Source organism: Bacillus sp. NPDC077411, assembly GCF_044543425.1.
Taxonomy (GTDB): Bacteria; Bacillota; Bacilli; order Bacillales; family Bacillaceae_G; genus Bacillus_A; species Bacillus_A bruguierae.
The window spans coordinates 51385-72308 of the sequence record NZ_JBITWA010000018.1; the positions used below are offsets into that span (position 1 = coordinate 51385).

The 20924-nt window shown below is 37.5% G+C and carries 19 protein-coding genes and 1 pseudogene; 17 read left to right on the forward strand and 3 right to left on the reverse strand.

The window, feature by feature from the left end; all coding sequences use genetic code 11:
- Positions 1-125: 125 nt before the first annotated feature.
- From ACIGHG_RS19810 to ACIGHG_RS19820, 3 genes are read left to right on the forward strand one after another with little or no spacing between them, the layout of a single operon-like run.
- Positions 126-857 carry an ABC transporter ATP-binding protein gene (locus ACIGHG_RS19810; protein WP_396550134.1) on the forward strand — a complete coding sequence of 244 codons (732 nt, stop codon included), beginning with the start codon at positions 126-128 and terminating at the stop codon, positions 855-857.
- Positions 854-1873: an ABC transporter permease gene (locus ACIGHG_RS19815; protein ID WP_396550136.1), complete on the forward strand. Its 1020-nt coding sequence runs from the start codon at positions 854-856 to the stop codon at positions 1871-1873. The genes ACIGHG_RS19810 and ACIGHG_RS19815 overlap by 4 nt, the downstream gene beginning before the upstream one ends.
- A gap of 22 nt (positions 1874-1895) precedes the next feature.
- On the forward strand, positions 1896-2549 hold the full coding sequence (locus ACIGHG_RS19820; protein WP_396550138.1) for a TetR/AcrR family transcriptional regulator: 654 nt from the start codon (positions 1896-1898) through the stop codon (positions 2547-2549).
- 476 nt (positions 2550-3025) lie between these two features.
- Here ACIGHG_RS19820 and ACIGHG_RS19825 read toward each other — a convergent pair whose 3' ends face one another.
- On the reverse strand, positions 3026-3448 hold the full coding sequence (locus ACIGHG_RS19825; RefSeq protein WP_396550169.1) for a proprotein convertase P-domain-containing protein: 423 nt from the start codon (positions 3446-3448) through the stop codon (positions 3026-3028).
- Positions 3449-3559: 111 nt separating this feature from the next.
- A pseudogene (locus tag ACIGHG_RS19830) lies at positions 3560-3877 on the reverse strand (alpha-helical endospore appendage domain-containing protein); the annotation flags it as partial.
- A gap of 372 nt (positions 3878-4249) precedes the next feature.
- Here ACIGHG_RS19830 and ACIGHG_RS19835 point away from each other — a divergent pair.
- From ACIGHG_RS19835 to ACIGHG_RS19895, 13 genes are all read left to right on the forward strand, one after another.
- Positions 4250-5395 (forward strand): acyl-CoA dehydrogenase, encoded by a 1146-nt coding sequence (locus ACIGHG_RS19835; RefSeq protein ID WP_336474034.1) that lies wholly within the window; start codon positions 4250-4252, stop codon positions 5393-5395.
- Positions 5396-5409: 14 nt separating this feature from the next.
- Complete coding sequence (locus ACIGHG_RS19840; RefSeq protein WP_396550141.1) at positions 5410-6747, forward strand: acetyl-CoA carboxylase biotin carboxylase subunit; 1338 nt, start codon at positions 5410-5412, stop codon at positions 6745-6747.
- Positions 6748-6775: 28 nt separating this feature from the next.
- Positions 6776-6991, forward strand: coding sequence for an acetyl-CoA carboxylase biotin carboxyl carrier protein subunit (locus ACIGHG_RS19845; RefSeq protein ID WP_090911426.1), 216 nt, complete (start codon positions 6776-6778; stop codon positions 6989-6991).
- Positions 6992-7012: 21 nt separating this feature from the next.
- Positions 7013-7924, forward strand: a complete 912-nt coding sequence (locus tag ACIGHG_RS19850) for a hydroxymethylglutaryl-CoA lyase (protein ID WP_396550143.1) — start codon at positions 7013-7015, stop codon at positions 7922-7924.
- A gap of 4 nt (positions 7925-7928) precedes the next feature.
- Complete coding sequence (locus ACIGHG_RS19855) at positions 7929-8717, forward strand: enoyl-CoA hydratase (protein WP_396550145.1); 789 nt, start codon at positions 7929-7931, stop codon at positions 8715-8717.
- A gap of 2 nt (positions 8718-8719) precedes the next feature.
- Entirely contained in the window at positions 8720-10261 is a 1542-nt protein-coding gene (locus ACIGHG_RS19860) for an acyl-CoA carboxylase subunit beta (protein ID WP_396550147.1), read from the forward strand.
- A 264-nt stretch (positions 10262-10525) separates the two neighbouring features.
- Entirely contained in the window at positions 10526-12469 is a 1944-nt protein-coding gene (locus ACIGHG_RS19865) for an AMP-binding protein (protein WP_336474029.1), read from the forward strand.
- A 143-nt stretch (positions 12470-12612) separates the two neighbouring features.
- On the forward strand, positions 12613-12795 hold the full coding sequence (locus tag ACIGHG_RS19870) for a small acid-soluble spore protein H (protein WP_336474094.1): 183 nt from the start codon (positions 12613-12615) through the stop codon (positions 12793-12795).
- Positions 12796-13417: 622 nt separating this feature from the next.
- The gene (locus ACIGHG_RS19875) at positions 13418-14134 is read left to right on the forward strand and encodes a histidine phosphatase family protein (protein WP_396550149.1); all 717 of its coding nucleotides are present in this window, start codon (positions 13418-13420) and stop codon (positions 14132-14134) included.
- A 163-nt stretch (positions 14135-14297) separates the two neighbouring features.
- On the forward strand, positions 14298-15089 hold the full coding sequence (locus ACIGHG_RS19880) for a phosphotransferase family protein (RefSeq protein ID WP_336474027.1): 792 nt from the start codon (positions 14298-14300) through the stop codon (positions 15087-15089).
- A gap of 28 nt (positions 15090-15117) precedes the next feature.
- Complete coding sequence (locus ACIGHG_RS19885) at positions 15118-15795, forward strand: nucleoside deaminase (RefSeq protein ID WP_336474026.1); 678 nt, start codon at positions 15118-15120, stop codon at positions 15793-15795.
- Positions 15779-16567 carry a class I SAM-dependent DNA methyltransferase gene (locus tag ACIGHG_RS19890; protein WP_336474025.1) on the forward strand — a complete coding sequence of 263 codons (789 nt, stop codon included), beginning with the start codon at positions 15779-15781 and terminating at the stop codon, positions 16565-16567. The genes ACIGHG_RS19885 and ACIGHG_RS19890 overlap by 17 nt, the downstream gene beginning before the upstream one ends.
- Positions 16568-16627: 60 nt before the next feature.
- Entirely contained in the window at positions 16628-17125 is a 498-nt protein-coding gene (locus ACIGHG_RS19895) for an 8-oxo-dGTP diphosphatase (RefSeq protein ID WP_336474024.1), read from the forward strand.
- A gap of 183 nt (positions 17126-17308) precedes the next feature.
- Here ACIGHG_RS19895 and ACIGHG_RS19900 read toward each other — a convergent pair whose 3' ends face one another.
- Positions 17309-18790, reverse strand: a complete 1482-nt coding sequence (locus ACIGHG_RS19900) for a C69 family dipeptidase (RefSeq protein WP_396550153.1) — start codon at positions 18788-18790, stop codon at positions 17309-17311.
- Positions 18791-19584: 794 nt separating this feature from the next.
- Between ACIGHG_RS19900 and ACIGHG_RS19905 the strand changes: the two genes are divergently transcribed.
- Positions 19585-20898, forward strand: a complete 1314-nt coding sequence (locus ACIGHG_RS19905; RefSeq protein WP_396550154.1) for a hemolysin family protein — start codon at positions 19585-19587, stop codon at positions 20896-20898.
- Positions 20899-20924 lie beyond the last annotated feature (26 nt).

The window sequence follows — 20924 nt, forward strand, 5'->3', positions numbered from 1 at the left end:
AAGAGAACAAGCATTAAAGAAAAGGTGTTTGTAACGAACAACAAAAAGAAACGTTTGACATATATTAATATCAGTTTAAAATAAAAGTGAGTACTCACTCATTAAAGTGAAGAGGAGGAAAGTTTATGTCTCTAATAAACGAGGCTGTAACGCTTAATCATGTTTCCAAGTACTTTGGAAAGAAACAAGTGATTCAAGATATTTCATTTTCTGTCCGCGAAGCTGAAATTTTTGGTTTAGTCGGTCCGTCTGGTTCAGGGAAGACAACACTTATTAAAATGATTGCTGGTATTAGCGAAGCAACATCAGGGGAAGTAACTGCACTGCAAACGGTTATGCCAAATTTGAATGGAATGAAACAAATTGGATATATGGCGCAAGCTGATGCATTGTATGATGAACTATCCGCTTATGAAAATGCTGATTTTATTGCGACAATGTATGGATTAAAGGGAAAACAAAAGAGAGAACGTATATCTGAAGTTTTTGAGCTTGTGCAGTTATCTAAGGATGCCAAAAAGCAAGTGCAACATTTTTCAGGTGGAATGAAGAAGCGTTTATCACTTGCTATGTCACTTTTGCATGAACCAAAGCTTCTTATTTTGGATGAACCGACTGTCGGTATCGATCCGGTTTTACGAAAATCAATTTGGGATAAGTTTTATGAGCTGAAAAAACAAGGAACAACAATTATTGTTACAACGCACATTATGGATGAAGCAGAGTTTTGTGAACGTCTTGGCTTAATTCGTGAAGGGAAGTTGATTGCAACTGGTTCTCCAGCAGAACTAAAACAACGAACAACATCTGGACGTATTGAAGATGTCTTTTTATTGGAAGGAGCGATGGAACGATGAGAGTATTTGGAGTTGTTATCCGTATTATTCGTCAATTTTTCCGAGATAAACGATCGCTTGCGCTTATGTTCGGAGCACCGATGCTACTTCTTTGGCTTCTTTCACTTGTATTTACACAAAAAGACTACAAACCTCATATTGCTTTAGTTGATGTACCGGCACCAATTGTAGACGCAATGAAAAAACAAGATGCTTCTATTTATGAGTACGATAAAGACAAGGCACATAGAAAATTAGAAGATCAAGCAATTGATGCGATGGTTACTGTAGATCATGGAAAGATGAAAGTAACGTTAGAAGGCAGTGATTCATCGAAAAATCGTACGGTTATGCAAGTTTTGCAAAAGAGTATGGAAAAACCAGAATCGGCAGTGATGAAACCAGATGCTTCTTATTTACACGGCTCAGCTGATTTTACGATGTTTGATGGATTAGGTCCGGTATTAATTGGTTTCTTTACATTCTTCTTTGTCTTTATTTTATCAGGAGTTTCATTTGTCAGGGAGCGTTTAAGCGGTACTTTGGAACGATTATTATCAACCCCAATTCGGCGCTGGGAGATTGTTGCGGGTTATATTATTGGATTCGGTATTTTTGCGTTTTTCCAATCCGTCCTAATTGTTAGTTTTTCTGTGTATGTTCTTGATTTATATGTTGCAGGTTCACCGTGGCTGACGTTACTTATTACATGTATGCTTTCATTAACAGCATTAACGCTTGGAACATTTTTATCAGCGTATGCAAACAATGAGTTTCAAATGATTCAGTTTATCCCATTGGTTATCGTACCACAAATTTTCTTTTCAGGTTTATTTCCGATTGAGTCTATGAATAAGTGGTTACAGCTATTAGGAAAATTATTTCCATTAACATACGGTGCAGATGCGATGCGACAAGTTATGATTCGAAATCAAGGATTTAGCGAAATTGCTGGTGATCTTGGTGTTTTATTATTATTTGCGATTGTGTTTACATTCGGTAACGTGTTTGCTTTGAAGAAGCATAGAAGAATATAATGGAAGAAAAAAGGAGCCTATCATGAAAGAGGATTGGTTAGAAGAATTAATTGCCGCTACAGGGACAGATAAGCGCAACGAACGGCAAATGCGTATTTTAGAAGCAGCAGTAGACATGTTTAGTGAAAAAGGATATTCAGCAACTTCAACGAGTGAAATTGCGAAGCGTGCCGGTGTAGCAGAAGGAACGATTTTCCGCTACTATAAAACGAAAAAAGATTTGTTGTTTGCGGTTGTGATGCCAACGTTAACAAAATTTGCTGCACCATTTTTTGTGCAAACTTTTGTGAAAGAAATATTTGACAATACGTATGATTCATATGAAAACTTTTTACGTACGGTTATTCGGAATCGCTTTGAATTTGCGAGAAAGCATTTTCCGATGCTGAAAATTTTAATTCAAGAAGTACCGTTTCAACCTGAACTGAAAGATGAAATCCAACAACTATTCGCAAAGGAAATTTACTCTCGTTTTGAAAAAATTGCGAATCATTTTCAGGAGCAAGGACAAATTATTGAAATTCCAACACCAGCAGTATTGCGATTTACCATATCAGTTGTTATTGGCTTAATTTTAACTCGTTTTTTATTACTACCAGAAGAAAAGTGGGATGATGAGGCTGAAATCGAGTCTACCGTTCAATTCATTTTATACGGGCTAACACCTCGGAGGTAATCGTATCTAGAAGCTTTAGTTGAAAAACGCAGATTCTGGAAAAGGTAGATTTTTATGAACACTTTGAGCAAAAGAAAGAGGCTTTATTTTTCTCTAAAGCCTTTTTCTTTTGCTATTAATGTTAGATTGCTTTCAGTTCTATGAATATAAAGTAGAGACTTATTTTGTCTATATAAATTCATTTTTATTTTTTGACATACAAGTTGATGCTATGCAGAATACAACATGACCCGTACTTGCTTGCTCCCTTTGTTTTAACCTCGCATGTGGCAGGGAAAGGACCTGACCGCTTCTATATACGGCTAGACGCTTTCGTCCGCCCCTAAAAAAAGGGGTTTTTTATGTTTTTTAAAAGTGTATATTACATAAAGAGAAACTCAAACATTGTACTCTTATTAGAACAACTTTTTAGTACGACTTGAAGTTTGATTTTTTGATTTAAGTGTCATTCAATTGTAAAGACGTTTCAAGATCCTCTAAGGACAAGTAGTAGTAATGGTCAATGACCAACCATCGGCAATAATACCTGAGTCAGGAGAGAATGGATCCGTTACAAAGAGATTCCATGTACCGTTTGGATTCGTCCCATTGAAGACGTTTAATAAGGATCCATAAGGTGGATTAGGTGCAGGTGCTGTGAAGGTATCACCAGAACCATAGTTGGTCGGTTTGAACGTGCCGGAAACAATTTGAGCATTCTCTGGTAGGAACTCTGACGCATCATCGTCAAATGTTAATGTGACATTATTGATATCCAAATCGGCACCTGCATCTGACATCAGAAGAACATTCTGTCCACCCGGTCCAACGAGCAAGATGTCGATATCAGTAGGGAAGGTATGGCTCATATTACTTAGTGTCACCGTTACTTTACTAATGGTACCAGTTAAGCCTGTCACATTAATAATTGATGGATATGGTGAGGCATTTCCTTGATCAGGTATAGCTATTTGATTGGGATTAGAGAACGTAGATGTTGTTGGAGTACATGGTGGTGTTGGTGGTGATGTTGGTAATGTTGCTAATAAATCCAGAACATTTTCGAATTTGAACTCGAGTAGCATTTCCTTCTTGATGACATCACGAAGAGTTCTTTGTACACTTGAGTCGACAGCAAGCAGATTGGATATCGTAACTACCGGAGGAGAAAGCGTAGTTCTTCCTGGTGGTAATGTTCCTAAAACAAATTGAAGTTTCTCAGCCTCAGCATTGATAATGTGAGCTAAAGCTAATTCTTCTAGGGCAATGGAGCTTAAAAGTAATGGAATCGTCTGCGCAGTAGAAATAGAAATAGTAGGTGTAATATTTGGTATGTTTGGAAAAGACAAGATACATTCATCCTTTCTAGGAAACCGTCGAATCATCTGATTTCGTGAAGGGGTCTCCCTTGTTTTTATTTTCACATTATAGTTAATGCAAATAGGTAAATAGCGGTAACGGACAAACGTCTAGAAAGAGTCTATTTTATGTAAAGATAGAGATTATTAAACAAAAAACTGCATAATTCGACTTTTTCATTCCTATGTTGTTGTAGAACAATGTAGGAATTTTTTTGTGCAATAGTACAGATTCTGTTTTACAATTAAATTGTGACAGAATTGTAGCAATTATCTTACTATTATTCATTCTTCTTTAGAGTAATGTTTGTACTATATACGCACGTGCTGTCGAAATAACGAATTCGATAAGGGGTGTGACAAATGGAATTTACTCTTACTAGAGAAAAACAAATGATTAAAGAAATGGTGCGCGACTTTGCTGAAAAGGAAATCGCTCCGAAGGCTGTGTATTATGATAAAACGGCAGAATTCCCATATGAAACGTTTCAAAAGATGGGCGAACTTGGTTTGTTAGGAATCCCATTCCCTGAAGAATACGGTGGTTCTGGCGGCGATACGTTATCGTATGCACTAGCAGTTGAAGAAATTGGCCGCGCTTGTGGTGGTACAGGGTTAAGTTATGCGGCGACAATTTCATTAGGTGCTTCTCCTATTTATTATTTTGGTACAGAAGAACAAAAACAAAAATATTTAGTTCCAATGGCATCTGGTAAGACACTTGGTGCATTTGGATTAACGGAGCCAAATGCTGGATCTGATGCTGGCGGCACACAAACGAAAGCCGTATTAGATGGTGATGAATATGTAATTAGCGGTGAGAAGTGCTGGATTACAAATGCCGAGTATGCAAATACGATTATTGTAACCGCTATCAATGGTGTTGAGGAAAGCGGTAAAAAACGTATCTCTGCTTTTATCGTACCGACAAATAGCGAAGGATTAACAATTTCTAGTCCGTACGACAAAATGGGCGTTCGTGCTTCTAATACATGTGAAATTGTTTTAGATGACGTTCGTGTACCGAAGGAAAATATTCTTGGAGATATAAATAAAGGATTTAAGCAATTTTTATATACGTTAGATGGTGGTCGCATTTCCATTGCTTCATTAGCAGTAGGGATTGCTCAATCTGCATTTGAGCGTGCACTGCAATATGCGAAGGAGCGCAAACAATTTGGTCGTTCCCTATCAAACTTCCAAGCAATTCAATTTAAATTAGCAGATATGGCAACAGAAATTGAATTAGCACGCAATATGGTACATAAAGCCGCTTGGTTAAAAGACAATGATAAACCATTCGGAAAAGAAGCTGCGATGGCAAAACTTTTTGCATCTGAAACAGCAAGCCGTGTATCTAACCAAGCTGTGCAAATTCATGGTGGTTACGGATATATGCGTGAGTATGAAGTAGAGCGTCATATTCGTGATGCAAAGCTATTAGAAATTGGTGAGGGTACTTCTGAAATTCAACGTCTCGTTATTTCAAGACATTTAGGATGTCGCTAAGAGGAGGGTTCACTATGTTTCGAAAAATATTAATTGCTAACCGCGGTGAAATTGCTGTTCGTATTATAAAGACGTGTGAAAAACTAGGAATTCAAACAGTGGCAATTTATTCAGAAGCTGATGAATCTGCCCTTCATGTGAAAATGGCAAGTGAAGCACATCTTGTCGGTGGTCCACGTGTTCAAGAAAGCTATTTAAATCTTGAAAAGATCATTGAAATTGCGAAAGAAACAAAAGTAGAGGCAATTCATCCAGGCTATGGATTGTTGTCAGAAAATACAACATTTGCATTGCGTTGTGAAGAAGAAGGAATTGTCTTTATCGGTCCTTCCAAAGATGTGATTGCAAAGATGGGAAGCAAAATTGAGTCTCGCAAAGCAATGTTAGCGGCTGAAGTTCCTATTGTACCTGGTATTTCATCTAGTATTCCAACTGTTGAAGAAGCAAAAGAAATTGCAGGCCAAATTGGTTATCCACTTATGTTAAAGGCATCCGCTGGCGGCGGGGGTATTGGTATGCAAGTGATAGAAACTGAACAAGCGCTCACTCAAGCGTTTGAAAGTAATCAAACGCGTGCAAAGAATTTCTTCGGAAACGGGGAAATGTATATGGAACGATTGATTACAAATGCGCATCATATTGAGATTCAAGTGCTTGCTGATAAACAAGGGAATACGGTGTATTTGTGGGAACGTGAATGTTCGGTGCAGCGCCGTAATCAAAAAGTAATTGAAGAAGCGCCATCTCCATTTTTAGATGAAGCAGCGCGCATAGAAATGGGTGAGGTTGCAGTGAAAGCTGCGAAAGCACTCAGCTATACAAATGCAGGAACGATTGAATTTCTTGTTGATGATGAGAAAAATTTCTATTTCTTAGAAATGAATACGAGATTACAAGTAGAACATCCGGTAACAGAAGAAATTACTGGTCTTGATTTAGTTGAGCAGCAATTGCGAATTGCATCAGGCGAAACCCTTTCGTTTACACAGGATGAAGTAAAGCGTAGTGGTCATGCCATTGAAGCGCGCATTTATGCTGAAGATCCAAAAACGTTTTTCCCATCACCAGGGAAAATTACTTCTCTGTCTCTTCCAACATCAGTGCGCATTGATCATTTCTTAGAAGATGGTGTAGCAATTACTCCGTTTTATGATCCGATGATTGCAAAAGTAATTGCACATGGGGAAACGCGAGGAGAAGCAATCCAAAAGCTACAAGCAGCATTAGAAGAACTAAAAGTAGAGGGTATTAAAACAAATACGCCGATGCTTCTGCAAGTCTTAGAAGATGAAGTATTCCAGAGTGGTATTTACACAACAAGCTTTGTAACGAAGCAGCTTGTGAAAAAATAAAGGTTACGAAATTTAAAGGGGGAAATAAATGATGACAAAAGTATATGCATCGATGGCAGGAAACGTTTGGAAAATTGTAGTGGGTGTAGGAGATACAGTAGAGGAAGATCAGGATGTCGTCATTTTAGAATCTATGAAAATGGAAATTCCAATCGCTGTAGAAGAAGCTGGCACCGTTATGAAAATTCTTGTGCAGGAAGGCGATTTTGTTAATGAGGGAGATGTATTAGTAGAAATCGAATAGTGAGAAACGGGGTGCAATCGATTGAAATTACCTTCTTTTGCTTCTATTAAAGAAGTTGGGCCGCGTGATGGTTTGCAAAATGAAAAGAAAATTGTTGGTACAAAAGATAAAGTGAAATGGATTCATATGCTGGCAGACGCAGGTCTTTCCTATATTGAAGTTTCATCTTTCGTTCACCCTAAATGGATTCCTGCTTTAGCCGATGCACAAAATGTGTTTGCTGCGCTTGAGCGGAAACCGCACGTTACATATGCAGCTCTCGTTCCAAATCAAAATGGTTTGGAACGGGCGCTGTTGCAAGATGTAGATGAGGTGAACGTCTTTTTATCTGCTAGTGAAACTCATAATAAGAAAAATATTAATAAATCAATTGATGAAGCACTTTCTGTTATTGAAGAGATAACGAAACAATCATTATTTTCTGGGAAAAAGGTACGTGGTTACGTATCAACTGTATTTGGTTGCCCATATGAGGACGAAGTTAACGTTCATACGGTTGATGAACTTTGTAACAAATTGTTTTCATATGGCATTTATGAAGTATCACTTGGGGATACGATCGGGGTGGCAAATCCAGCGCAAGTAGAGCGTGTACTAGAGCACTTACTCCCAAAATATGATTCTTCTAAGTTTGCGATGCATTTCCATAACACGTACGGCATGGCACTTGCTAATGTAGTAAAGTCATTGGAATGCGGTGTTACAACTTTTGATAGTTCATGCGGTGGTCTTGGTGGATGCCCGTATGCACCAGGTGCGTCTGGAAACGTCGCAACAAATGATTTAGTTCACATGCTTCATAAACTGGGTGTACAAACAAATGTAAATGAAGAAAAGCTATTACAAGCAACAAAATTTATTCAAAGCAAGCTAGGTACGCAGATTCCGAGTCATGTGTACCGCGCTTTGCAACATAAAACAGTGAGTAGGTGATCCCATGTTACAGCTGCAAAATATTTCAGTTGATTACGTAACACCTCATATCGTGAAAGTGACATTAAATCGTGAAGGGCAAGCAAATGCTTTATCACTTGCTCTTTTAGAAGAACTACAAGAAACACTAAGTCGTATTAACGAAGAAAATGATGTCCGTGTCGTAATGATTACAGGGGCAGGGGTAAAAGCATTTTGTGCAGGGGCAGATTTAAAAGAACGTGCCAATATGAACGAAGAACAAGTGCGTGATGCAGTTGGAATGATTCGCTCTACTATGGATATGGTAGAAGAATTATCACAACCTGTTCTTGCAGTTATCAATGGAATTGCGCTTGGCGGCGGTACAGAATTAAGTCTTGCTTGTGATATTCGAATCGCTTCGGAAACAGCAAGTCTTGGTTTAACAGAAACTTCGCTTGCAATTATTCCAGGAGCTGGCGGGACGCAGCGTCTCCCGCGTTTAATTGGAATGGGACGCGCAAAAGAATTAATTTATACAGCAAGACGTATTTCGGCTGTAGAAGCAAAGGAATACGGACTTGTTGAATATGTTACTTCTGCTGAAGAATTAGAAGAAAAAGCAATTAAAATTGCCAAGCAAATTGCAGCGAACGGTCCAATTGCAGTTCGCCGTGCGAAAGAAGCAATTACAAATGGGATGCAAGTAGACTTGCAGACAGGTTTACAAATGGAAAAGCAAGCGTACGAAGGTGTTATTCATACGAAAGACCGCTTAGAAGGATTACAAGCATTTCGCGAAAAACGGAAGCCGATTTATAAGGGGGAATGAATATGCTAGATCAAAAACAACAATCTCGTACATTAGAAGAGCGTGTAGAAACGATAAAGCAAGGCGGTGCACCGAAATATCATGAGCAAAATACAGCAAAAGGAAAACTATTTGTTCGTGAGCGTCTTGCGCTTTTGTTTGATAACGGTGAGTACGTAGAAGATGCATTATTTGCAAACTGTGAACGAGAAGGATTGCCTGCGGATGGAGTTGTTACTGCAACTGGTAAAGTAAATGGACGCACTGTTTGTGTAATGGCAAATGATTCTACTGTAAAAGCAGGATCATGGGGGTCTCGTACAGTAGAAAAAATTTTACGTATTCAAGAAACAGCTGAAAAATTACGTGTACCACTTTTTTATCTTGTCGATTCCGCTGGCGCACGTATTACAGATCAAGTTGAAATGTTTCCAGGCAGACGCGGGGCAGGGCGCATTTTTTATAACCAAGTGAAATTATCAGGAAAGGTGCCGCAAATTTGTTTACTATTTGGTCCATCTGCTGCAGGCGGTGCATACATTCCTGCTTTCTGCGACGTTGTGATGATGGTCGAAGGAAATGCATCTATGTATCTTGGTTCGCCTCGTATGGCTGAAATGGTCATCGGTGAAAAAGTGACATTAGAAGAGATGGGCGGAGCACGTATGCACTGCTCTGTATCTGGCTGCGGAGATGTCCTTTGCAAAACAGAGGAAGATGCAATTTCAAAAGCACGTCAATATATTTCTTACTTTCCAAGCAACTATTTAGAAAAAGCTCCAATGACAGAACCTCAAGAACCGAAAGAATTCGAAAAAACATTAGAACAAATTATCCCAGAAAATCAAAATGCACCTTTTAATATGCACGATTTAATTAAACGTGTAATTGATGAAGACTCCTTCTTTGAAGTGAAAAAGTTATTTGCACAAGAACTTATTACTGGATTTGCACGTATGAATGGTATGCCAATTGGAATTATTGCGAATCAGCCTCGTATGAAAGGCGGCGTATTATTCCATGACTCTGCTGATAAAGCAGCGAAATTTATTACACTTTGCGATGCTTACCACATTCCGCTTTTATTCTTAGCTGATGTACCAGGCTTTATGATTGGTACGAAGGTAGAGCGAGCTGGTATTATTCGTCACGGTGCGAAAATGATTTCCGCTATGAGCGAAGCAACTGTGCCGAAAATTTCTATCGTTGTAAGAAAAGCATACGGTGCTGGTTTATATGCGATGGCAGGCCCTGCGTTTGAACCTGATTGCTGCCTTGCTCTTCCAACGGCTTCAATTGCGGTAATGGGACCAGAAGCAGCGGTAAACGCAGTGTATGCAAATAAAATTGCAGCACTACCAGAAGAAGAGCGCCAGGGCTTTATCGCGCAAAAACGTGAAGAGTATAAGCAAGATATTGATATTTATCGTCTTGCATCAGAAATGGTTATTGATGGTATTGTTCACCCAAACCAATTACGCACTGAATTAAAGCAACGTTTTGATATGTATATGAGTAAATATCAAGTATTTACAGATCGTAAACATCCAGTTTATCCAGTATAAAAGTGAAGTAACTATTCAGCCACTTTATGAAAAAAGGAAGAAAAGTATTTTTTTAAATGGTTGAGAGGGACTGGCTATGTATAGTAGCGGTTAGGGCCTCTTCCTGCCACGTGCGGTGCGAAAACAAAGAGAGAAAACAAGTGCAGGTCACTTTTGTTCTGAATAGTAGTGATTTATATGTTGAAACATCAAAATAGATTTATATATTAGTGAGAGCGCCCTGTTAAAGGGCTTTCCTTTTCAAAACAGAAGGAGGGACAAATCGTGAAGCAAGCAGTTTGGTTTCCGGCCGAGGAATATAAAGCAAACACACGCTTATATCAATGGATGCAATCGCTTGGTTATGATGATTATGAAACATTTTATGAAAAGTCTATTGAAGATCCAGCGTGGTTTTGGGAAGCAGCAGAGCGTGCTGTAGGTTATCAATGGATGCGACCATATACAGAAGTGTTAGACTTAGCAAACGGTATGCCATTTGCTAAGTGGTATGTCGATGGAACTTGCAATGTTGTAGAATCTGCACTATCTCGTTGGATTGCAGAAGATGATACGAAAACAAAGCAGGCGCTTATTTGGGAAGGTGAAAACGGTACATCAAAATCATTTACATATGAGGAACTAGACAATTGGGTAAGCCGCGTTGCAAACGGTTTAAAGCATTTAGGAATCGAAAAAGGTGATCGTGTAACCATTTACATGCCAATGATTCCAGAAACAGTAGTTGCCATGTTAGCTGTTATGAAAATTGGCGCAATCATTTCTCCTATTTTCTCAGGATTTGCTTCAGATGCAGTGATGACGCGTGTACAAGCAGCAGGCTCTAAAATGATTATTACCGCAGATGGATTTGCTCGCCGCGGTAAAACAGTTTCTTTAAAAGAAGAAGTAGATAAAGCATGTGAGCATTGTCCAAGTGTTGAAAAAGTCGTAATTGTTCGTCATGCGGGGAATGAGTTTACACCGCAGGATTATGATATTTCATGGAGTGTTCTTGAAAAAGACAAACCATTTACACACGCAGAAGAAATGAAAAGCGACGACCCGCTTATGCTTATTTATACATCTGGTACAACAGGTAAGCCGAAAGGAACGGTGCATACGCACGCAGGATTTCCGTTAAAAGCAGCATTTGATGCTGGTTTTGGTATGAATGTCAAACAAGGCGACCGTGTGTTATGGATTACTGATATGGGCTGGATGATGGGACCGTTTTTACTATTTGGTTCTCTTCTTAACGGTGCGACAATGGTTATATATGAAGGTGTTCCTGATTATCCAGAACCAGATCGTTTATGGGAAATGGTTGATCGTTATGAAGTAACGCACCTTGGTATTTCACCAACGTTAATTCGTTCATTAATGGCAAAAGGCGATTCATGGGTGGAGAAGCATTCCTTACATAGTTTGGAAGTAATCGGTTCAACAGGTGAGCCATGGAATCCAGATCCATGGATGTGGCTCTTTGAAACAGTTTGCAAAGGAAGGGTCCCAATTTGTAACTACTCTGGTGGTACTGAAATTTCTGGTGGTATTTTTGGAAATGTCCTCATTAAACCAATCGCGCCAATTAGTTTTAATGCATCGCTACCAGGAATGGCCGCTGTTGTATTAGATGAAAACGGTGTACCAGTTCAAAATGAGGTCGGAGAATTATGTCTAGAAAAGCCATGGGTCGGTATGACGAAGAGCTTCTGGGAAGAAGACGATCGGTATGTAAATACATACTGGTCTCGTTTTGAAAACAAATGGGTGCATGGTGACTGGGTGTTATATGATGGAGAACAATATATTATCACAGGTCGTTCTGATGATACGTTAAATATTGCTGGAAAACGCATTGGACCTGCGGAGTATGAATCCATTCTTGTAAAACACCATGATGTCATCGAAGCTGGGGCAATTGGAGTTCCAGATGAAGTGAAAGGCGAAGTATGTCATTGTTTTGTTGTGTTACGTGAGGGTACTGTGTTTACACCAGAACTGAAAAAAGAGTTATTAAGTCTAGTAAACTCTCATATTGGGAAAGCATTGTGCCCGAAAGATATTCATGTTGTCGAAGATCTGCCGAAAACACGTAACTCAAAAGTGATGCGCCGCGTTATAAAAGCTGCGTATTTAGGAAAAGAACTTGGAGATTTATCTTCACTTGTGAATCCTGAGGTTGTGGCATATATTCAAGGGATACAGTCTCAGAAACAACGGTGATTTTTAAAAGCAAACTCCTTCATATAGGAAGTTTGCTTTTTAGTTTGTGGTTATGAGTACTTTACTTAATATGAAATAACAAGAATATTTGAGAGAATGGAAGTCAATATTATAATTGTTAGACGAAAAAGGAGGTTATAATGATGAATAAACAACGTGCACAAGAGATTGCCGCTTCACCAGTTATGGCTAATGTAACCTACAACGGGGTTCAAATTTACATTCAAAATGTAGATGAAACGAACGAAATAGCAAGAATTTATCCGCTCAGTGAACCGAATAATGAACAAGAGGTTTCTGTATCCAGCTTAATAGAGCATTCATAACAAAGTTATATGAAAAGGTTTAATAGCCGTAGCTTTAGAATAAGTTCTGATTGTTTATCCCGCTATTTTTGGGCAGTAAGCTCCCCACCTCAAGATTCAGAGAGAAGTATTGTCCAGCTCTAGCGGCTAGAATCTCCGGTCGTTTCGCCCCCTCGGACGAGGCAAAAAGCGCCTCTCTGTCGCGGGCTCCAACGTCCTGCGATTCTGGGCGAGCCGCTTCCGCTTTTCTAAAGAAGATAGGCGGGGGATAACTGCCCGTAAAAGCCCGATTGGGCGGGCCTTCCGTCAGTGGGCGATGAAGAAAACCCCCACTGACGGAAGTTTCACTTTATAAAAAAGAGTGAAATCCTGTATTGATAAGATAGGGTTTCGCTCTTTTTATTGTTGTAAGAACATAACTACGTGAATTCAATAGAAAATCTCAGGATGATAACGCTTGTATCACGTTAGCGTACAGAATGGAAAATCTAACTCTATGGATGGTATAATTGTAAAAGAATACAAGTTAGCACTGATTATAAAAGGCCTCAAGCAATTGAGGATTAAGTTGAATTTCAATTTATTGGTCTATGAAATCCAGTAATTTAAACAGATAGGCTATATTCTAAAAGGGGAGAAAGTAATGAATAAGATAGAACAGAGTAGTAACACACTAGATAATACAGTTACGTTATATATTACTAGACATGGGAAAACAATGTTAAATGCTAGTGAGCGTGTGCAAGGTTGGGCGGATTCTCCATTAGTAGAAACGGGTGTTGAAGTAGCTAAAAATCTAGGAAACGGGTTAAAAGATATTCATTTTGTTGCTGCTTACAGTAGTGATAGTGGCCGCGCTATTGAAACTGCTAACTTAGTATTAAAATATAGTGAGCAATCAAAGTTAAAACTTGTACAAAGGAAAGACTTACGTGAATTAAATTTCGGAATTTTTGAAGGCGATAAGAATGAAAATATGCAAAAAATGATTGGAACTGTTGCTGGCGTGAAATCAGCAAAGGAATTCATGAAGTTATCTATTGAAGAAATTGTGAATTTCATTGCAGTGGCAGACGATACAAAGCAAGCTGAGGATTGGAAAACCTTTTCTATCCGTATAAAAAGAGAACTTGATAAAATTAGTGAAGAGACTGCCAAAAATGGGGGAGGTAACGTTTTAATCGTATCTCATGGAATTGCAATCACAGCATTAGTAGACATGATTGATAATAGTAAAATAAAACTTGGACTAGAAAATGCAAGTGTAACTAAAATTCACTATAAAGATGGAGAGTATAAAATCGAATCTGTTGGTGATATGAGTTATGTTGAAAAAGGTAAAGAAAGTGCAATAGTATAAAGGATATATAAAGTAATAGAATGAGAAAAAGGCGGATTTCTTACGAGGGTAAGGGTTCGCCTTTTTTCTTGTGTGAATTTTGTCGAATAAAGAAGGAAAAACAGCCTTTGAAAAGGAAATAAATAGAAGATGTATAACGAATTAATGAAAGTAGGACGAATCAATGAAAGAAAAAATCGGAGCGGGAAATACAGCAGAGATTTATTTATGGAACGACAAAGAAATTGTAAAACTATTTCATGATAGTATTCATGAATCACTTATTGAAAGAGAATTTCTTGCAAGTCAAGAAATTCAAAATCTTGGATTACCAGTTCCTAAAGTAGGGGGTAAGATATCTTATCAAAATAGAACGGGTATTATTTATGAAAAAATTGATGGTGTAACTTTAACTGAGCTACTAGCAAAAGACCCATTGCATGTAGGGAAAGAAGCAAAAAGATTTGCTGAATTACATTTTCAAATTCATAGCCGGAAATCTAGTGCATTTTCGGATATATGTGAAACTTTAATTTCGCATGTAAATTTTTGTAGTCGATTTACATCTGAGCAAAAAGAAAAGATCGCAACCTATATCGCAACATTACCGACGGATCAAGCAGTGTGCCATATGGATTTTCATCCTGATAATATTTTAATTTCAGAGCAGGGACCGATTGTTATCGATTGGATGACAGCAGGCTTTGGGAATCCATTTGCTGATGTAGCACGTACAGTTATTATATTAGAACATGCCCATCTACCAGCAAGTATACCAGAACCAGTGAAACAAGGTATTATGGCGCTGCGCCATGCATTTTGTGAGGAGTACGTAAACGAGTATTTAACTTTATCAAAAGGTACGTGGAAAGACATAGAATTATGGTTTTTACCGATTATGGCAGCAAGATTAATAGAAGGCATACCTGAAGGTGAGAAACACGATTTGTATAAGCAAGTCATATCTTTTCTCTAAAACTTATAAAGGGAGGGCATAATCTGATATGTGGCAAACATTATCTGAACCATGGAAAGAATGTTTTAATCAAGCATGGTTATCGTATTGTAACAATTCATTTCCAATTGGTGCCGTTATTGTAGATGAAAGTGGGAATATCATTTCAAAAGGTAGAAATACAGTGTACGAGACGGAAGCGGTGCCAAATGAAATATGTAATAACAAAATTGCTCACGCAGAGGTTAATGCAATATTAAAAATAAATAATTTAGAAACGAACGCTATGCGAAAGGAATATGAATTGTATTCTACGATGGAACCGTGCCCTTTATGTTTTGGTGCTATTGTTATGTCTGGGATTAGAAATATTCATTATGCAGCAAGAGATAAGGTGGTCGGAGCAACCAATTTGAAAGATGGAAATGCTTATTTACAAGGGAAAAATATGAAGGTTTTAGGTCCGTACAAAGAACTTGAAATCGTACAATTTGTTCTGAAAACAGATTTTGTATTGCGGAGAGGACATGCTGTAGACCGATTACTACAAACGTGGGAGCAAGATTGTCCGATTGGAATTGCGATAGGTCGAAAATGGTATGAGTCAAATAAACTAGTACAAGCGAAACAAGAAAAGAAAGATATTTCAATTATTTTGGATGAAATTATAAGTGAAGTAGAAGTTTTTAAGAAAGAGGTGGAAGAAACGAGTGGATGTAAATTTTGAAGAAAGAAAATATACTTTTGATGATATTGCCGAAGAATACGAGAAAATAAGACCTACATATCCAAAGGAACTTTTTCAAGATTTGTTTACGTATGCAAATATCGAGAAGGAAGATCGAATTCTGGAAATTGGTTGTGGTACGGGTAAAGCAACGGAAGGACTCGCCCAGTTAGGATATAAGCAGATTGATTGTATTGAGCTAGGAGAACGATTAGCTCAATTTACAGCTTCTAAATTCCAAAATGAGAATGGTATACATGTGTATCAAGGAGATTTTGAAAATTGGAATCAGCAGGACGGATTATACGCACTTGCTGTCTCAGCAACAGCGTTTCATTTTATTAATCCTGAAATTGGCTATCTGAAAGTAGCAAATTTGCTGCGCGAACATGGAACAATGGCTTTCTTTTGGACATATCACATACAACCTGATACAGATGTTTTTCGAGAGATTGAAGATTGCTATGAAAAGTATGCACCGCATTTACATCCTAACAAGTTACCAACGCCAGAAGAGCTAATTGAAGAACGAACAAATCTTACAATACGGCATAATTTGTTTCAAAATTTAGTTGTAAAAACCTATCAATGGACTGATATATATACAAGTGATGATTATATTGCGTTATTACATACTCAATCTGCCCATCGTTTGCTTTCACAAGAGGTAAAAGAAAAATTGTTTTATAGTATTCATAGCGTAATTGAAAAACATGGTGGGGAAATTGAAAAACCACAGTTTGTTGCGTTGTATTTAGCAAGAAAAAAATAATAAGGGATTTCTTAAAATACATTTTTCAGCAATGAATCTACATAAGGGAGGAAATGTTTGATGAGTCATTTTGAATGCAAAATGTTAACGATGTGTATGGTGCAAGATGGAGATAAAGTTTTACTTATAAATCGACCAGATCGTTTAGGTTTTCCAGGATACATTGCTCCTGGCGGAAAAGTCGACTTTCCAGAAAGTATTGTAGATGGAGCGATCCGAGAAGTACATGAAGAAACAGGTTTAATCGTAAAAGACATCATCTTTAAAGGAATTACCGAGTTTTGTGAGCCAAACACGAAGTTGCGATATATGGTGTTTAATTATTTGGCAACATCTTTTGAAGGAAAGCTACTTGAAAAGCCGCCTGAAGGAGAATTAGTATGGGTAGATAGAAAAGATGCGTTACATTTACCGATGCAAGATTGGTTTAGAAAAAGGTTTCCGCTATTCTTTGAACCGGGAACATTTGAGTGGCATTCCGTATGGGACAAAGAGCGTGATGTTGTTTTAAATAGGGTGGAAAAACATTATAAACAATCGCTACTGCATGAAGTGTAATTCTTAATGAAAACTCCCCATTTTAAGCGTCTCTCTAAGATGGGGGATAGCCTATTTGTGAATATTGGAAATCAACTTATTATATAATTGCCTGAATGGATCAATCAAAAAAGAGGTCAGTCCCGCAGCTTAAAAGCTGTGAGGACTGACCCAAAAGTTTCTTCATTTCTTATAGATTATAGATCATAAATCCGGGTTGAAGACGTCTTTTGATTTTTTTGAAATATCCGTAATTAATTCATTTCTTAATTGTTTTGCTTTTGTAAATGCATCTGTAGCCGTGTCATTACTATATTTATTTAAATATTTAATTGCTTTTTGTTTGTCTTCCTTATAAAGCTCTGTAGCCTTTTTTTCAACCGAACTTTGTTTTGTAAATAACTGATCCTCGTATTTACCCCAATAGTTTTTCAATCCTACTCCAAGTGTGTCTGGGTTTGTTGCAGCTAAAGCAGCTGGTGCACGGAAAGCCCAGTAAGCTGATTGATCATCATATTTGTCATTACCAAGTTTAAAAGCAGTTGGTGTGTCATATGTTCCTTGATAGAATGGTAAATAAACACTATATTCCGGGTTTGCTAGGCTAAGCCACATAACATTGGCAATATCAGCAGGCATATTAGATCTTAGTTGAATAACATGGGATTCCACTGTACGATCTACACCAACAGCACGCTCATCTTTACCTGTACTTGTAGAAGTATCATATGGAGTACCTTCATAATGAGAGCCCAAGAATTTCATCACTTGTTTTGGCGTAATTTTCTGATCCGGAATCATAAATAATGGATAACGTGTTAATTCAGCACCTTGGTTTATAGATGGAGTAAATGTCTTTTGTCCCCACCATTCTCTACGTGTATTGTATTTTTGACCAACATCACCGTAAGTTCCAGCAAAATCAAATTTTTGATTATGATCTTTATCATTGTTTGTTATTAAGCCTTTTTCAACTGCATGAGAAATTAATGTTTTAGAGCCCATGAAGTTTTTCGTGTCGGAAAGATTCACATTATCGATTCTTAGTCCATTTGCAACAATTAAATAAGCATTATCAGGTACTCTTTCTGCTACCCATTGATGTCCTGTTCCAACCTCAAAGTACCAAATTTCATTCTTATCTGCGATCGCAACGCCATTTGCTTCAGCAGAACCACACTTTTCAATGTACTGTCCTAGTAATTCAGCACCTTCACGGGCTGTTTTAACACGTGGTAAAATCAAGGTTGGAATAACCGATTCGCTAACACCTTTTTTCACAAATGGGTCAGATGCCTCTGCTTTTTTATTTGCATAAGCACTATTTGTAGCAGAAATAGCTACTCCATATTCATTTATCCCTGCTTCTTCAAAAGGCCCTTTTGAAGGATCCCAGTCTGGTATTGCAATATACTTATAGGATACCTTTGGTTGATCTACTGTTAGTCCAGTTTTAAATTTTAGTTTTTCCCCTGATTTATGTGTTTTACGAGGGAATACCTTGACGTGTTTCGACCATGCACTAGATACGTCCTCATTTCGTGCAACCATGACCGAATCATCTACGGTTGCTTTTTTTCCTGCAAAAACCGATGTGCAAGCGCTTGCGGGAATAGCAAATCCTCCAACTATTAAGGTAGTAATGGCTGCTGCTACACCTGCTTTTTTGATACCATGTAACTTCATTTTGCCTTCCTCCTCTAACATTTCTGGATTTATTTCATCATTATTCTAACATAATATAATAATTTTGTGAGCGCTTTCACATATTGTTCATATAGAAAAAAGTTAGTCCAAAATCATTTATTCAATAGAGGAATTTTATTCATTATGTTTACAAGGAGATATAAAATCGGCAATGAAGTATCTAAGCTCTATTCATCCTAAAACTAACGAAATTATTAAAATAGAAAAGTGCTTTATTAATAGATTTTTCACGACTGACTATAAAGAGGAAAGTTCTACTGAGGACGAATGGATCAATAAAATCATTTTAATTTATCCCGCTATGTTTCAAATATCCTTTCTAATAATCTAGCTTGCTTAGAAAGGATAACGTTTTTTTGTGTTTTTGGGCTCTTAAGTTGATGGGCATGCGTTGGGACCCCTAATAGAATTATTTGGGACATCAACATAAATATGAAGGTTTTTTATGTATATCTATGATGTGAAAACTTTGAATTACAGAAGCTTCTTAGAATTTAATGTAATTTTCAAAAAAACAATTTAATGTTTGACGACGCTTTATGTTGCATGATAGCATATAGATAATTTAATCAAGGCGGTGGAACATTATTGGAATCGGATGGTGACTCGGATAGGTGGCTGAACTACCTCAATTTTCTCAGAGTACCCCTAATAATTATGAGAATTTAAGCTATATACAATAATATTTTAGGTTGTATACAGCAGTATTAAGGGAATGAGAAAAAATTATCAGGAGGTGGATCCTTTAGTTTCAGGGAAGCTAAGGGGATTAGTTGAACATATTAAGTTTAATCATGGTAGTGGTTTTAATCGCTTTTACAGCAATTTTCGTTGCAATAGAATTTGCCATAGTAAAAGTAAGAGGATCAAAGATTGACCAATTTGTATTAGAAGGAAAGAAGGGTGCGCTGGCGGCTAAAAAAGTGACCACAAACCTGGATGAATATTTGTCAGCTTGCCAATTGGGGATTACAGTGACAGCGATGGGACTAGGTGCGCTAGGTGAACCAACCATTGAAAGACTTTTACACCCTTTATTTGATAAATGGAATATCAATCCTTACATTACAAGTTTATTATCTTTAGGAATTGCCTTTATTATCATGACGTACTTACATGTTGTAGTAGGAGAATTAGCACCAAAAACATTCGCGATTCAAAAGGCTGAAAAGGTTACTTTATTACTTTCGCCTCTGCTTATCTGGTTCTACAAAATCATGTACCCATTTATACGATTGTTAAATGGCTCCGCAAGGATGATAACAGGACTATTTGGCTTAAAACCAGCATCAGAGCATGATGTGGCTCATACAGAAGAAGAATTACGACTCATTCTCTCTGAAAGTTATGAGCGCGGAGAAATTAATCAAGCTGAGTATAAATATGTAAATAATATTTTTGAATTTGATAATCGTATTGCTAAAGAAATTATGGTCCCTCGAACGGAAATTATAGGGCTACATGTAGATAATTCTTTAGCAGATCATATAAAAATAATTCGTCATGAAAAGTACACACGTTATCCTGTATTTGGAGAAGACAAAGATGAAATCATTGGGATAGTGAATGTGAAAGACTTCTTTATTCGTTACCTGAATAAAGAAGCTAAAGAATCCGATTCGATCCACTCGTATACACGTCCAGTAATAGAAGCTATTGAAAGTATTCCGATACATGATCTTTTACTGCAAATGCAAAAGAAGCGTATTCCATTGGCTGTATTGTATGATGAATATGGCGGTACAGCTGGTATTGTAACCATTGAGGATATTCTAGAAGAAATTGTAGGAGAAATTCGTGATGAATATGACGAAGATGAACATCCGCCCATTCAGCAAATGAATGAACAGCATTTCTTAGTAGAAGGTAAGGTACTCATTAGTGAATTAAACGATTTGCTAGGATTACATATGAATGATGAGGATGTTGACACGATTGGTGGTTGGATTATGATGCAGAATTATGATATCAAAGAAGGACAGACCATAAAAAGTGAAGAATATGAATTTAAGGTTCTTTCTAAAGATGCCCATCAAATCAAAAGTGTAGAAATAACAAAAAAAATTGAGCAAGCAGCAACTGTATAGTTGCTGCTTTTTATTTATGGAGAAGT